The sequence below is a fragment of the Treponema sp. R80B11-R83G3 genome (assembly GCF_054786115.1).
The window spans coordinates 1-405 of sequence record NZ_BDHF01000538.1 but is presented as its reverse complement, the minus strand read 5'-3'; the positions used below and the strand labels follow the sequence as shown (position 1 = coordinate 405).

At 29.9% G+C, this 405-nt stretch carries 1 protein-coding gene; it reads right to left on the bottom strand.

The window, feature by feature from the left end; all coding sequences use genetic code 11:
- Window positions 1–405: class I SAM-dependent methyltransferase (locus ACYVRH_RS14855; RefSeq protein ID WP_461257629.1), on the bottom strand; the 405-nt coding region annotated here is incomplete at both ends.

Sequence of the window (405 nt, the reverse complement as noted above, 5' to 3'; positions counted from 1 at the left end):
AAATAATTGTGTAATTCAAGAATGTCATTTTTTCCCATTGTTGATGCAATAAAAACGCCATCATTTTTTAGTATCCGGCTAATTTTATTTATTACGGTATCTCTATTTTGAATATGGTATAACATATTATTTGCCAATATTATATCAAAACTATCATCTGAATATTGAATATTTTCAGCGTTTACAACTTCATATTGAAAATTATAATTTAGACGGGACAAGCCGTTTCGGGCTGTATCAAGCATACCTTCCGAATAATCAGATAATGTTATTGACCATGACTTTACAATATTATTTCGATTGGCAAGCCAAAACAAACCTGTGCCACAACCAAGTTCCAAAACATTTAAATTTTCTTTTTTAGGAAAATGCTCAAAAATCCCTGCATATTTTGACTTTGGGTTA